Annotated in this window: 12 protein-coding genes and 1 riboswitch; all 12 genes read left to right on the forward strand. The window is 36.6% G+C overall.

All coding sequences use genetic code 11. The annotated features are described in order from the left end of the window. The first annotated feature begins 113 nt into the window (after nucleotides 1–113). The 12 genes from DCE79_RS08745 to DCE79_RS08800 all read left to right on the forward strand — a co-directional run bounded on the left by DCE79_RS08745 (nucleotide 114) and on the right by DCE79_RS08800 (nucleotide 14,520). The gene (locus DCE79_RS08745) at nucleotides 114–788 is read left to right on the forward strand and encodes a response regulator transcription factor (protein WP_108712678.1); all 675 of its coding nucleotides are present in this window, start codon (nucleotides 114–116) and stop codon (nucleotides 786–788) included. Beyond that, the gene (locus DCE79_RS08750; protein ID WP_108712679.1) at nucleotides 785–2,197 is read left to right on the forward strand and encodes a HAMP domain-containing sensor histidine kinase; all 1,413 of its coding nucleotides are present in this window, start codon (nucleotides 785–787) and stop codon (nucleotides 2,195–2,197) included. The genes DCE79_RS08745 and DCE79_RS08750 overlap by 4 nt, the downstream gene beginning before the upstream one ends. 224 nt (nucleotides 2,198–2,421) lie before the next feature. Next, entirely contained in the window at nucleotides 2,422–5,232 is a 2,811-nt protein-coding gene (locus DCE79_RS08755; protein WP_108712680.1) for a 2-oxoglutarate dehydrogenase E1 component, read from the forward strand. 89 nt (nucleotides 5,233–5,321) lie between these two features. Next, nucleotides 5,322–6,566 carry a 2-oxoglutarate dehydrogenase complex dihydrolipoyllysine-residue succinyltransferase gene (gene odhB / locus DCE79_RS08760; protein WP_108712681.1) on the forward strand — a complete coding sequence of 415 codons (1,245 nt, stop codon included), beginning with the start codon at nucleotides 5,322–5,324 and terminating at the stop codon, nucleotides 6,564–6,566. A 232-nt stretch (nucleotides 6,567–6,798) separates the two neighbouring features. Beyond that, on the forward strand, nucleotides 6,799–8,250 hold the full coding sequence (locus DCE79_RS08765) for a circularly permuted type 2 ATP-grasp protein (protein ID WP_108712682.1): 1,452 nt from the start codon (nucleotides 6,799–6,801) through the stop codon (nucleotides 8,248–8,250). Next, the gene (locus DCE79_RS08770; protein WP_108712683.1) at nucleotides 8,243–9,190 is read left to right on the forward strand and encodes an alpha-E domain-containing protein; all 948 of its coding nucleotides are present in this window, start codon (nucleotides 8,243–8,245) and stop codon (nucleotides 9,188–9,190) included. The genes DCE79_RS08765 and DCE79_RS08770 overlap by 8 nt, the downstream gene beginning before the upstream one ends. A gap of 51 nt (nucleotides 9,191–9,241) precedes the next feature. Then, a complete protein-coding gene (locus DCE79_RS08775) occupies nucleotides 9,242–10,096 on the forward strand; it encodes a transglutaminase family protein (RefSeq protein WP_108712684.1) in 855 nt (284 codons plus the stop codon). Between the two features lie 114 nt (nucleotides 10,097–10,210). After that, a riboswitch (Lysine riboswitch) is annotated at nucleotides 10,211–10,397 on the forward strand. A gap of 116 nt (nucleotides 10,398–10,513) precedes the next feature. Further along, a complete protein-coding gene (locus DCE79_RS08780; protein WP_108712685.1) occupies nucleotides 10,514–11,344 on the forward strand; it encodes a transporter substrate-binding domain-containing protein in 831 nt (276 codons plus the stop codon). Between the two features lie 112 nt (nucleotides 11,345–11,456). Then, entirely contained in the window at nucleotides 11,457–12,203 is a 747-nt protein-coding gene (locus DCE79_RS08785; protein WP_108712686.1) for an amino acid ABC transporter permease, read from the forward strand. A 2-nt stretch (nucleotides 12,204–12,205) separates the two neighbouring features. Beyond that, nucleotides 12,206–12,940, forward strand: coding sequence for an amino acid ABC transporter ATP-binding protein (locus DCE79_RS08790; RefSeq protein ID WP_108712687.1), 735 nt, complete (start codon nucleotides 12,206–12,208; stop codon nucleotides 12,938–12,940). A gap of 360 nt (nucleotides 12,941–13,300) precedes the next feature. Continuing rightward, on the forward strand, nucleotides 13,301–13,498 hold the full coding sequence (locus DCE79_RS08795; RefSeq protein WP_108712688.1) for a DUF6501 family protein: 198 nt from the start codon (nucleotides 13,301–13,303) through the stop codon (nucleotides 13,496–13,498). A gap of 200 nt (nucleotides 13,499–13,698) precedes the next feature. Then, nucleotides 13,699–14,520 carry a methyl-accepting chemotaxis protein gene (locus DCE79_RS08800; protein ID WP_108712689.1) on the forward strand — a complete coding sequence of 274 codons (822 nt, stop codon included), beginning with the start codon at nucleotides 13,699–13,701 and terminating at the stop codon, nucleotides 14,518–14,520. The last annotated feature ends 21 nt before the right edge of the window (nucleotides 14,521–14,541 follow it).

Below are 14,541 nucleotides of genomic sequence, written 5' to 3' on the forward strand. Positions count from 1 at the left end.
GATACCCTCTTTTTTTGCATAAGTTTGAAATAGTGCAAACATGTGTCACGTAATCATTTGCATGTTAAACTAAAAACAAATGCAATAAATTCTGGCACAAAGAGGGAAAATTTATGGAACAAAAAATATTAATCGTTGAAGATGAAAAGAATATTTCGAGATTTTTAGAACTTGAACTAAAGCATGAACAATTTGAGACAATGGTTGCTTATGATGGTCGATTGGGTCTTGAGTTAGCCACATCACATAATTTTGATTGTATTCTTTTAGATGTCATGCTCCCTGAACTGAATGGTATTGAAGTATGTCGTCGTATTCGAAAAGTAAGTGATGTGCCCATCATTTTATTAACAGCTCGTGATGCGGTAATGGACCGAGTCGCTGGACTAGATGCAGGCGCAGATGACTATATTGTGAAGCCTTTTGCTATTGAGGAATTACTAGCAAGAATTCGCTCGATTTTACGAAGAATTCAACCTTTCCAAACGAAAGTCCAACAATTGCAAGTAAGAGACTTGGTAATTGATCCGCAAGCTTATGAAGTATATTTTAATGGAGAAAAGCTAGAATTTACGCGAAAAGAATACGATTTACTGAAGCTTCTAGTCGAGAATTCCAATCGCGTATGTACTCGCGAACTCATATTAGAAAGTGTCTGGGGCTTTGAAAGCGAAGTAGAGACCAATGTAGTAGATGTGTATATTCGTCATTTGCGTACGAAATTACAAACAGAAGATCAACCATATATTGAAACAGTACGCGGCGTTGGATATGTGGTGAGAGGATGAAAAAACTTCGTCTAGCTTTAAAAAAACGCGCACTCAAAACGAAATGGACGATGACAGTCGGCATTACAATTTTTGTTAGCTATGCAATAATTTCGATTATTCTTTATATAGCGCTTCAAACATGGCTTATTCATAATGAAGAAAAGAATGCAGAACGAACAGTAGATGACTTAACGAGCTTTTTTGAAGCGCAGGGTAATACTGTGACAATACAGAATTTGCAAAATAACAGCGCACTGATGAAAGCAATTTTGACGCAGGAACAAACAGTTCGTATTTTCAATTTTGATGGAATCGAAGTGATGCAAATAAATGATGTAAATGGTGCCGCATCATTTCCTGAAACGATGGATAATGATTCTTCTACTATTATTACAAAGGAACAAATAAATGGTGATGATGCTTTTGTTTTGCATCAATTCGTTCAAATTGGACGGTTTCAAGGTGTCTTACAATTAATTCATCCTTTATCAACATTTCAGTCAATGATGAACTATATTTTGACAACACTTTTTATTGTTGGAATGGGTGCTTTGCTTTTTTCGGTTTCAATTAGTTATTATTTGGCAAACTTATTAATGAATCCTCTAAAACAGTTACGTGATGCGATGGATATTGTACGTGATCAGGGCTTTAAGGCACAGCCTCAGTTTAATTATGAGGCAGATGATGAAGTCGGTGATTTATTTAAAATGTATCACTCATTAATGAAAGAACTTGAGATTTCATTTACGAAGCAGCAACAATTTGTAGCTGATGCATCCCATGAATTACGAACGCCAATTCAAGTTATTGAAGGTCATTTATCTTTATTAAAACGATGGGGAAAGGATGATCCTGCAGTATTAGCTGAATCGCTTGATACGTCGCTAGAAGAAATTATGAGAATGAAAAAAATGATTGAGGAATTGTTACAGCTTGCGCGCAATGAGGAAGTTGATAAAGATGCTTCAGCGAATATTGAAGTAGTATATGAAAATGTTAAACAAGAGCTAATACAACTTTATCCGAGCGCGAAAATAGAAATGACTGTTAAAGGGCAGAGAGTAAATGCAGCGATTACAGAACATGCGCTAGAACATATCTTTAGAAATATTATGAATAATGGGTTACGATATACAAGAGATGAATTGTTTATTCATTTACAAATTTACTATTCGGAACAAACAATTTCTGTCGCAATACAAGATCATGGTATTGGTATATCAGAAAAACAATTACCATTAATTTTTGAACGTTTTTATCGAGTGGAAGAATCACGTACAAAAGAAGTATCTGGAACAGGCCTTGGGTTAAGTATCACAAGAATGCTAACCGAAAAATATAAAATAGAGATGAATGTAGAAAGTGAACTGAACAAAGGAACGCTATTTATACTTAAATTCCCTGTAAAAAAAGAACATTTCTAGTTAATCTCAATTAAATTTTAATTGTTCAAGAAAAAATATGCTTATTTTGCATAAAAGAGTTGTATTTTTTACGAAGAGTAGTAAGATTGAGATGGAAAAAATGTTCTTCTACACTAGACGATCAAGTACTTCTTGTCCTAGTCGGAAGAGCGATAAACTATTATCTGATTTATTTAGAAAAACTTATTGGAACAGCCATAAGGCAAAATTTGGAGGTTATTTTCATGTCGAACAATGTATTACCTGCAGGTTCCCCATGGTCAGCATTCTCTGGTCCTAACTTAGGTTATGTATTAGAGCAATATGACTTATTCCTGCAATCTCCTGAAGAAGTAGAACCTGAATTAGTAGAATTATTCCAAGCATACGGAGGTCCTGTATTTGTAGATGGTCAAGCACCAGCGCAATCAAATACAGCAGTTGCTGGATCTGGAGACTACAAAAAAGTATTAGCAGCGGTAAAATTAGCAGATGCCATTCGTGAATATGGTCATTTAGCTGCGGATTTATACCCATTGAAAAATCGTAAGCTTGATAACTCACGCATTGAAGAAAGCGTATTCAATTTAACTGCAAGTGATTTAGCAGTAATTCCTGCATCTGTATTCTTTAAAAATGTGCCAGCTGGCGTAACAAACGGTAAAGAAGCAATCGATTACTTAAAATCGATTTATACAGACAAAGTAGGTGTTGAAGTTAGTCACTTACAAAATGCTGAAGAACGTGCTTGGATTGAAGCACAAGTGGAAGCAGGTGCTTTCAAACAAGCATTATCAGTTGAAGCGAAAAAAGCTGTTTTAGAACGCTTAACTCGCATTGAAAACTTCGAGAAATTCATCCACAAAACATTTGTTGGTCAAAAACGCTTCTCTGGTGAAGGTTTAGATACACAAGTAATCTTACTTGATGAAATTATTAATGCATCTGAAGCAAAAGGCGTTAAAAACGTGCGTATTGGTATGGCCCACCGTGGTCGTTTAAACGTATTAACACATGTTTTAAACAAACCTTATGACATGATGTTCTCTGACTTTGCACACGTTTCTAACGATTTATTCTTCCCTGAAGATGGTCGTTTAGAAATTACAAAAGGTTGGACTGGCGACGTTAAATACCACATGGGTGCTGCTTATACTCGTGAATCTGGTTTAAACGTAAAATTAGCTTACAACCCATCTCACTTAGAAGTTGGGAACCCAATCGTATTAGGTGCAGCTCGTGCAGCTCAAGACGATACATCTGCTCCTGGTGTTGCAAAAAATGATACTTCTAAAGCATTCGGTATTTTATTACACGGTGACGCAGCATTTGCTGGTCAAGGTATTGTTACAGAAGGCTTCAACTTTGCAAAAACAAAAGGTTTCTCAACAGGTGGTACAGTTCAAATTATCGCAAACAACATGATCGGATTCACAACTGAATTAACAGATTCTCGTTCATCAAATTACGCATCTGACCCTGCAAAAGGTTATGATGTTCCAGTAATTCACGTAAATGCAGATAGCCCAGAAACAGTGGCAGCTGTTGGTCGTTTCGTAGCGGAATACCGTGAAAAATTCAATAAAGACATCGTAATCGATTTAATTGGTTACCGTCGTTATGGTCACAACGAAACAGATGACCCAACAGTTACAAACCCTGAAACATACAAATTAGTAGCTAAACATGAGCCAATCCGTGCTTTATACGGTGCAGAATTAGCTGCAGCAAATGTTTTATCTGCTGACGAAGTAAAAGCGTTAGATACAAAAATCTATGCAGAAATGCAAGCTGCTTACGATCACGTAAAAGCAATGGCAGAAAAAGACGAGCACAATACAATTGATATGCCAGAAGAATTAAAAGTTGAGTTCCCTGAAATTGACACTACTGTTGATACAGACCGCTTAGCAAAAGTGAACGAAGATTTATTAGTATTTGCTGATGGCTTCGAACCACAGAAAAAATTAGGTAAAATTTTAGAAAAACGTCGTGATGCATTCGCTACTGCGAAAATTGACTGGGGTCATGCTGAAACTTTAGCATACGCTACAATTACACAAGACGGCACACCAGTTCGTTTCACTGGTCAAGATGCACAACGTGGTACGTTCTCTCAACGTCACTTAGTGTTACATGATAAAAATAATGGTTCTGAATTTACTCCATTACACCATGTTGAAGGCGTTAACGCTTCATTCACAGTTTACAACTCACCACTTACTGAAGCAGGTGTTGTAGGATATGAATATGGTTATAACTTAGAAAACGGTAACGTATTATCTGTATGGGAAGCACAATTTGGTGACTTTGCGAACATGGCTCAAGTAATGTTTGATAACTTCATCGCTAGTGCTCGCTCTAAATGGGGTCAAAAATCTGGTTTCGTAATCCTTTTACCACATGGTTATGAAGGTCAAGGCCCAGAACACTCATCTAGCCGTATGGAACGTTACTTACAATTATCAGCTGAAAACAACTGGTTCGTAGCAAACTGTTCAAATGCAGGTAACTACTACCACTTATTACGTCGTCAAGCTGCACTTTTAGGTACTGAAGGCGTACGTCCATTAGTAGTTGTTTCACCAAAATCACTTTTACGTCACCCATTAGCAGCAGCATCTGCTGAACAACTTGCAACTGGTCGCTTCCAAGAAGTAATCGAGCAAGAAGGCTTAGGTAAAAATGTGAAAGCAGTAGAAAAAGTAATTCTTGGTACGGGTAAAGTAATGATCGATTTAGCAGAACGCGTAAAAGATGGCGAAGGTTTCGACCACTTACACATCGTTCGTGTTGAGCAAATCTATCCATTCCCAACAGAGCAAGTGAAAGAAATCATTGCTCGCTTCCCGAATGTTAAAGAAATCGTTTGGGTACAAGAAGAGCCTAAAAATCAAGGCGCTTGGACTTATGTTCTTGAAACATTATATGGTATCGCTGAAGGTAAAAAAGTTCGCTATGTAGGTCGTCCTGCAATGAGCTCAACTTCTGAGGGCGATGGCGATTCACATAAAGCAGCTCAAGCTAAGTTAGTTAACGAAGCACTTGAAAAATAATTCCAATAGGGAATAAATGAGGGCTACTTCTTATAAGAGAAGTAGCCTGCTATACGAAATGTATAGCGTTATTAAAGGAGGATATTAACGTGGCAGAAATTAAAGTTCCTGAATTAGCAGAATCAATCACTGAAGGTACAATTGCTCAGTGGGTTAAAAAAGTTGGAGATCGCGTAGAAAAAGGCGAATTCATCGTAGAATTAGAAACAGATAAAGTTAACGCTGAGATCATCTCTGAAGAAGCAGGTATCTTAACTCAAATTACAGCTGAAGAAGGCGACACTGTATTAGTAGGTCAAGTTATCGCAATCGTTGAAGCAGGCGAAGGCGCTGCACCAGCACCGGCTGCACCAGCAAAAGAAGAAGCGCCAGCTCCAGTAGCTGAAGCACCAAAAGCTCCAGTTGCAGCAGCTCCTGTAGTAGAAACTTCTAACGAACGCGTTGTGGCTTCACCAGCAGCTCGTAAATTAGCACGTGAAAAAGGTATCGACTTAGCGGCAATTTCACCAGTAGATCCACAAGGTCGCGTACGTGTACAAGACGTAGCAGCTCACGGTACAGCACCTGTAGCAGCACCAGTTGCAGCGGCTCCAGTAGCAAATGGTCCAATGATCTTCACACCAGCTGGCGAAACAAATCGCGTAACAGTTGAAAAAATGTCTCGTCGTCGTCAAACAATTGCAAAACGTTTATTAGAAGTTAAACAATCAACTGCAATGTTAACTACATTCAACGAAATCGACATGACAAACATCATGGCATTACGTAAACGTAAACAAGAAGAATTCGTAAAAGCTAACGATATTAAATTAGGCTTCATGTCATTCTTCACTAAAGCAGTAGTTGCTGCTCTTAAAAAATATCCATACGTTAACGCTCAAATTAATGGTGATGAAATTCACTTAAACAACTTCTTCGATATCGGTATCGCAGTATCAACTGAAGACGGTTTAGTAGTACCAGTTGTTCGTGATGCAAACGCTAAAAACTTTGCTGAAATCGAAAAAGATATCGCTGGTTTAGCTAAAAAAGCTCGCGATAAAAAATTAGGCTTAAACGACATGGCTGGTGGTTCTTTCACAATCACTAACGGTGGTGTATTCGGTTCATTAATGTCTACACCAATCATGAACGGTACACAAGCTGGTATTTTAGGTATGCACTCAATCCTTAAACGCCCAATCGCTGTAGGTGATGAAGTTCAAATCCGTCCAATGATGTACGTAGCATTATCTTATGACCACCGTATCATCGATGGTAAAGATTCTGTAGGCTTCTTAAAAACAGTTAAAGAAATGATCGAAAACCCAGAAGATTTATTATTAAACTCTTAAGAATAACTTCTTATAAAGATGCCAACGCAATAATGCGTTGGCATCTTTTTTTACGCCGTTTTCTGTTTGATTTTGACAGAAAGTGGTGTTTTTAGTATTAAAATGTTTTCGGTATAGGGAAATGTAGAAAAGATACATGATAATTGTAAAAATTATCTAATTAATAAAAGGGATTTCTTCAGTAATAGTGTATTTATTAATAGATGGTACATAATGGGGGAGGGTTCACTCAATGTTTAAAGCGTATGATTCAGCAACATTTTTTGATGAAATGCTAAAAGATGATTTACCGAAAAAGCATTATATTCCATTTTATGAACAGCTTCAAAAATTTTCGAATGAGCAATTACAAAACAAACATATGGAAGCACAATCTAGTTTCTTACGACAAGGAATAACTTTTACTGTGTATGGTGCTCAAGGTGGAATAGAGCGTACAATGCCATTTGATTTTGTGCCTATTATTATTCCAGGTGAAACATGGAGTGAAATTGAGCTTGGTATTAAGCAAAGGGTTAAAGCACTCAATTATTTTTTACAAGATGTTTATAATGAGCGAAATATACTTAATGCAGGTATTATTCCCGCTCATTTAGTCGATGAAAATCCTTATTATTATAAGCAAGTAATTGGCATAAATTTAGCATTAGAAAATCATATTTTTATGGCTGGTATTGACCTCATTCGTGATGAATGTGGAAAATATCGTGTATTAGAAGATAATTTACGGAATCCATCAGGTCTTAGCTATGTGTTTCAAAACCGCTTAGTCATGCGTAAAACATATCCTGAGTTTTTCAGCGATTATGCCATTCTATCTTTAGAAGAGCAAATGGAAGCGATGGAAAAAGCCCTTTTATCACATCGACCGCCAAATTTAGCTACAGATGAAGAAGTAAATGCCGTCCTGTTAACTGCTGGTGTTTACAACTCTGCTTATTACGATCATGTATTTTTAGCGAAGGAAATGAATATCCCCCTTGTAGAAGGTAGAGATTTAATCGTACAAGATAATAGCGTCTACTTAAAAACAATTCACGGATTAAAACGAGTAGATATTATTTATCGCCGTATTGATGATGAATTTTTAGATCCAGAAGTTTTCCGCGAAGATTCCATGCTTGGGGTTCCGGGAATGGTGCAAGCTTACAAAGAAGGTAATGTAGCTATCTTAAATGCCGTAGGGAATGGTGTAGCTGATGACAAGGCCATGTATGCGTATGTCCCAGATATGATTCGATTTTATTTAAATGAGGAACCTATTATTGATAATGTGGAGACATATTTACTAAATGATGAACAACAGCGTAACTGGGTACTGAAAAATTTAGATAAGCTTGTTGTCAAAAATGTGGGAGCTTCAGGAGGCTATGACATGCTCATTGGCCCGCATTCAACGCAGGAATTACGAGACATTTTCCATAAAAAGATACTAGAAGCACCTCATCAATATATTGCACAACCAACAATTAAGTTGTCGCGCGCGCCTGCTTATCAGGATGGACGATTTTATCCTTGCCACATTGATCTACGTATTTATGCGATTCAAGGAGAGCAAATGCATATTGTCCCTGGAGGCTTATCTCGTGTTGCATTGAAGGAAGGTTCACTTGTGGTCAATTCCTCACAAGGGGGCGGTGGGAAGGATACGTGGGTTCTTAAGGAGGACGGACAACATGCTTAGTCGTGTCGCAGATTCTTTATATTGGTTAGGTCGTTACAGTGAGCGTGCTTATACAAATGCATATATTATAAATGTACAAATAGATCAAATGCTTGAACTTAGTCGTACAGAAAAGCAGTACGAACAGCAATGGCATACAATTTTAAGTATTTGTGGGTATATTGAAAGCTATGAAAGTCGTTATGAAGGTTATCCAATTTCTCAAATGCTTAACTATCTCATCTCAGATCTCCAAAATTACAACTCTATCGATAGTTTGCTCACAGGTATTCGTAACAACGCGAAAAACACGCGTGACTGTATTCCAAATGCATTATTTGAAGAATGGAATAGTTTGTACTTAGCAAACAATGAATCCCCTCTACAAGCACCGTATACCGTATTAGCTACGACGGAGTATTTAGTAAAGGTACGCAAAACATCATTAACGGCAACAGGTATTATTGATTCACTCATGTCTCGTGATGAATCTTTCTTATTTATGAAGATCGGTAAATGGTTAGAACGATCAGAAAAAACGGCGTTAATTATATTGAATTTGATGGAAAATGAAGAAATATTAAAGCAGGATTTTGCCGTAACGTTGGCCCTTCAATTAACGAATACGTTGGATGAGTATACACGTCGTTCGCGTATGCGTGATGCGGAGAAAGTGTTGAATTTTCTTGTAGGCGATAAGAATTGTTCACGTTCTGTTGGTTATGGCATTGGGAAAATAAAAAATACAATTTTTGAAATTGAAAATCATGAAGTTCCGCTATATGCTCAACAGTTATTTGAGGCAATAGAAGCAATAGAAGTTTTAATTCAACAAAATGCATCGGATATGACAAAACAAGAACGTAAGCAATGGGTGATACAAATTCACAACCAATGTATAAAATTAGGGCCGATTTTTTCTGAAACCTATTACTTAACGGAGCCGATTTTAGTGAAATAAGCCCCATATTATAAGATCAATATGAAACTTACTTTCTAAGGGGAAATGACAATGAAATATCGCATTACACATACAAATATATTTCGTTATGACACAGAAGTTGAACAATCGCTGAATACGATACGTTTAAAGCCGCGTAACAATGAATGCCAGCGCTTAATTTCCTATGATGTGAAAATTAAGCCAGAATCTTTAACACGCGATAATATTGACATTTGGCTAAATCCAATCAGTTCGTTTTTTATAGCAGAGAAACATCACGAACTTGAAGTAACGTCGCATGCCCATGTAAGTGTGCAACGTGCGCCGTATATTTACCAAATTCATTATTCGGATGAAATGAAAAATATTTTTCACTCACAAATTTTTAGAGAACATTATTTAGCCTATTTAACAACATCTCGGTATACCTCACTTCTACCATATCAATTAGAAGAAATCGTGCAAGCTGTAGGGCAAACAGACAACCCTATGAAATTTGCCCTTAATTTAATGACCTATTTATACAATTCAATCGCATATAATCCGTATGCAACAACGATCGATACAACTGCAAGTGAATCATGGTATATAAAGCAAGGCGTCTGCCAAGATTATTCGCATATTATGCTTGGTGTTCTTCGACATATGAATATACCTGCACGTTATATTAGTGGGTATTTGTATGTTGGAGAAAACGATGATTTAATTGGTGATACGGCGACACATGCTTGGGTAGAAGTAATGGTACCAGGAGTTGGTTGGATTGGTTTAGATCCGACAAATAATGTGGAAGTGCTTGAAAATCATATTAACCTTTGTGTAGGCCGTGATTTTCGCGATGTTTCACCAATTGAAGGCGTTTATCAAGGTGGCATGCATACACTTGAAGTTAAAGTAAATGTCGAGAAAATAGCACATTTTTAATTAACTTTATCAAGAAATGCTATCTATCAAAATATTTCTGAAAAATGATTGTTGACGGAAATGTCGCAATATTGTACTATTATCTTATTAATTTAATAACAAAACCTCACAATCTCGTGAGGTAGAGGCGCGGTATTTATTAGTTTTTCATTTAGTCATGGAGCTGGCATTGAGATGGAGAAGAAGGAACTATCGCCGAAGTGTTGTTAATGCCCTTGTTAACAATGCTGGGTCTGTAATGAATAATTACAGAACTGTCTCAATCATCTATCCCTGATGGTTGAGTTGAGCTATCTCAATAATGGGAATTGACTGAGGATTTGGGCTAATTTTAGTGTACGCGACCTGAAGTTCTTCTTTAGGTCGCTTTTTGCATTCAAAAATAACCAAAAATTTAATTTTAAGGAGAGATTTGGGATGAAAAAGAAATTATTAGTGCTATTTGCAGCAATGATGACTATGTTAGTTTTGGCGGCATGTGGTTCAGATGACGAAGGGTCTACGGGTTCTGACAAAAAAGTATTAAAAGTTGGGATGGAAGCAGCTTATGCTCCATTTAACTGGACACAAAAAGATGATTCAAACGGCGGTGTAGGAATCAAAGGTTCAAAAGAATTTGCGGCAGGCTATGATGTTGAAATTGCAAAGAAAATTGCAGACGGATTAGATATGGAATTACAAATTGTTAAAACAGACTGGGATGGTTTAGTACCTTCACTTCAATCAGGTGCGATTGATTTAGTGATTGCGGGTATGTCCCCAACAGAAGATCGTAAAGAGACAATAGACTTCACTGAAAACTACTATACAAGTGACTATGTAATCGTTGTTAAAAAAGATGGCCCTTATGCAGGTGCTAAAACATTAAGCGATTTCTCTGGCGCTAAAATTACTGGACAACAAGCAACAACTCACTATGATGTAATCGATCAAATCAAAGGAGTTAAAAAACAAGTAGCTGCAACGGATTTCGGCGCTATGCGTGTACAACTTCAATCAGGTGCAATTGATGGCTACGTTTCAGAGCGTCCTGAAGGAATCTCGGCTGAAATGGCATTAGAGAACTTTAAATACATTGTTCCAGAACCAAACTTTGAAGCAGACCCTTCAGCTACAGCAGTTGCAGTTGGCCTAAAAAAAGGTTCGGATTTAGCAGAAGGCATCAACAAAGTATTAGCTGAAATTTCGGAAGATGATCGTCTTAAATTAATGGAAGATGCAATCGCTAACCAACCGGCTGCACAATAATATTTAATGATGAAAGGTTGTCATGCCGGCAAACGGGAGACAACCTTTTATTATTAATAATAACGATTTAAGAGTAATAGATTATAGGAACAAAGATTTGGAGGACAAGACAATGGCATTTTTAGAATCAACATGGAACTTGTTTACGAACAACTGGGAAGTGTTCCTGCGAGGAGCTTGGACTGCACTTCTTCTAGCGATTATCGGAACAATTTGTGGTACATTAATCGGATTTTTCATCGGAATTATGCATACGGTTCCGAAACGCAAAAAATCATTTAAAACGGTTGTGTTAAAAGTATTTAATTTCCTTTTAACGGCATATGTGGAAATTTTCAGAGGCACACCGATGATGGTTCAAGCGATGGTGGTATTCTACGGATTAGTATACTTAGGCATTGATATTGACCGTTTCGTAGCAGCATCACTAGTTATTAGTTTAAATACAGGTGCTTATATGGCGGAATATGTACGTGGTGGGATTGTTTCAATTGATAAGGGACAGTTCGAAGCAGCTCAAGCAATTGGTATGAATCACTTGCAAACAATGATTTATGTCGTGATCCCACAAGTAGCTCGTAATATTTTGCCAGCTACGGGGAACCAATTTGTCATGAATATTAAAGACTCTTCTGTATTAAGTGTCATTTCAGTCGTAGAGTTATTCTTCACTTCAAACTCCATTGCAGGAAGTAACTATAAATACATTGAGGCCTTCTTTATCGCAACAGTGCTGTACTTCATTATGACATTCGCTGTAACTCGTTTCCTACTTCTATTTGAGAAGAAAATGGATGGGCCTGAAAGTTTTAAGGTCGAACTCATTACAGGAAACAAGTTAGAAAAGGACGGTGAATAGTAATGTCAATCGTAATTGATATTCAACATTTAAACAAAAAATTTGGGGATCATGAGGTTTTAAAAGATGTGAACTTCCAAGTGAAAAAAGGGGAAGTAGTGACATTAATCGGATCTTCAGGTTCCGGTAAATCAACGCTATTACGATGCATTAATTTATTAGAAACGCCAACTGCTGGAGAAATTATTTACAACGGGGAAAACATTTTAAATGACGCGCACGATATCGAAAACTATCGAACTCATTTGGGTATGGTATTCCAACAGTTTAACTTATTCAACAATTTAAACGTGCTTGGTAACTGTACAGTAGGCCAACAAAAAGTGCTAAAACGTTCCAAAGAAGCTGCCGAACAAAATGCGATGAAATATTTGGAACTGGTTGGCATGGCACAATATAAAAATGCCAAACCTCGACATTTATCAGGTGGTCAAAAACAACGTGTAGCTATCGCACGTGCGTTAGCAATGGATCCAGACGTTATGTTATTTGATGAACCTACATCAGCATTAGACCCAGAAATGGTAGGGGAAGTATTAAAAGTAATGCGTCAATTAGCAGACCAAGGGAACACAATGTTAATCGTAACGCATGAAATGGAATTTGCAAAAGAAGTGTCAGATCGCATCGTCTTCATGGATAAAGGCGTAATCGTCGAAGAAGGCCATCCAGATGAAGTACTAGTCCATCCAAAACATGAACGTACAAAAGCATTTTTAAAACGTACATTAAAGTAAAATGAAACGTACTAGAAAACAAAAATAAGCTCGTGCGTCATGCGCGAGCTTATTTTCTTGAGTTCCATTCACTTATTAAGATAAAAATAATAGCAAAAGCAATGGCAATAGCAAAAAACCACATTGGAACACCGCTCATATTTAATGTCATAGATTCCACCTCTTCAATTGAGTTTAACATGCTCGAATCATCGTTTCAAATGGAGTTCGATGAGAGCATACTAGGCAATTTCATAATAAGAATTGCATAAGATTAGTTGTACGGGATGTCTTTTTCATAACAGAGTCTTTCATATCACGACAAAATCGTATAAAATAAGAAAGAGTTCATATTAGTTATATTAAAAGTGAGGTAAACAGATGTTACATTTAAAATGGAAAGATGCACCAACGATTCGCACAGTGAAATGTGTACATACGAATGCATCAAAATATTTAGTCTCTAATGTTTTAACTGTCGGTAAAGAATACGAAGTAAAAAATGAAACGGAAGAGTTCATCTTTGTAATCGATAATACTGGTAATGTTGGCGGATACTACAAAGAGTACTTCGCATAATTTGAAATAGCACAGCCTTTGAACATTGTTGTTCAATATAGGCGGTGCTATTTTTAATTTAATTTATAATAAGAAATATATGTGATAATTCATTAAAATTGCGTAGTAGAAAAATCAACTAATATAGAAAAATAATGGTAAAGTTAGTTCTAGAGTCATCAATAAAATAACATATATAAAAAGGGTAGGGAGAATTTACTTTGAATTTCATAGAATCAATAGGCGTAATGGCAGAATATATCCATCTAGCGTTAAAAAAAGAAGCGGTAGTTGTAATTGTAGATAAAGAAAACGGAATTGTAACTAAATATTTACCCGGTGAAAATCTTGAAATCGGTTATGTAGAAGGGGACAAAATAAAAGCAAATGATGCAAACTTACAGGCAGCTTTAAATGGTCGTAATTCAGATATCTATTTAGATGCAAGTGTCTATGGTATGGCGATAAACGCCTATGCATTCCCAATTAAAGAAAATGGTCGTGTTGTTGGTGCACTAGGCTTTGGTAAACCGTTAGATAAAGAACAAAAGCTTGAAGAATATATTAGTACAGTACGTGAAATTGTTCTAAAATTACAAGATAAATCACATACTATCGCCTCACATTCTGAAGAATTAGCTGCTACGAGTACGGAAATCCGTATGCAATCTGAAAAAGCTTTAGAAGATTCTAGAAAAACAAATGAAATTACATCGCTAATTAAAAATATTTCTAGTCAAACCAATCTACTAGGGCTTAATGCTTCCATTGAAGCGGCTAGAGCAGGTCAACACGGGGCTGGCTTTAATATTGTTGCACAAGAGGTACGTAAGCTGTCACAGCAAACAAGTGATTCGACACATAAAATCGAAACATCGTTGAATAATGTTAATAAGAACTTAAGTGCGCTTCTTGAAAATATGAATCAAATTTCGGAAGCTTCTAACGAAGAAGCAAAATTAGCACAAGATGTTACATCAATTATTGAATCATTAGACGAAGTTTCAATCAAATTATCAACTTTTGTTAAAGAAATGCTATAAGTAATTTAACACCACCTTTTC

This window comes from Lysinibacillus sp. 2017 (genome assembly GCF_003073375.1).
Lineage (GTDB): Bacteria > Bacillota > Bacilli > Bacillales_A > Planococcaceae > Solibacillus.

What these genes read in the sequence shown, in the direction of transcription:
- DCE79_RS08745 (WP_108712678.1), top strand. Translation starts at nt 114, where the DNA reads ATGGAACAAAAAATATTAATCGTTGAAGATGAAAAGAATATTTCGAGA.
- DCE79_RS08750 (WP_108712679.1), top strand. Translation starts at nt 785, where the DNA reads ATGAAAAAACTTCGTCTAGCTTTAAAAAAACGCGCACTCAAAACGAAA.
- DCE79_RS08755 (WP_108712680.1), top strand. Translation starts at nt 2,422, where the DNA reads ATGTCGAACAATGTATTACCTGCAGGTTCCCCATGGTCAGCATTCTCT.
- DCE79_RS08765 (WP_108712682.1), top strand. Translation starts at nt 6,799, where the DNA reads ATGTTTAAAGCGTATGATTCAGCAACATTTTTTGATGAAATGCTAAAA.
- DCE79_RS08770 (WP_108712683.1), top strand. Translation starts at nt 8,243, where the DNA reads ATGCTTAGTCGTGTCGCAGATTCTTTATATTGGTTAGGTCGTTACAGT.
- DCE79_RS08775 (WP_108712684.1), top strand. Translation starts at nt 9,242, where the DNA reads ATGAAATATCGCATTACACATACAAATATATTTCGTTATGACACAGAA.
- DCE79_RS08780 (WP_108712685.1), top strand. Translation starts at nt 10,514, where the DNA reads ATGAAAAAGAAATTATTAGTGCTATTTGCAGCAATGATGACTATGTTA.
- DCE79_RS08785 (WP_108712686.1), top strand. Translation starts at nt 11,457, where the DNA reads ATGGCATTTTTAGAATCAACATGGAACTTGTTTACGAACAACTGGGAA.
- DCE79_RS08790 (WP_108712687.1), top strand. Translation starts at nt 12,206, where the DNA reads ATGTCAATCGTAATTGATATTCAACATTTAAACAAAAAATTTGGGGAT.
- DCE79_RS08795 (WP_108712688.1), top strand. Translation starts at nt 13,301, where the DNA reads ATGTTACATTTAAAATGGAAAGATGCACCAACGATTCGCACAGTGAAA.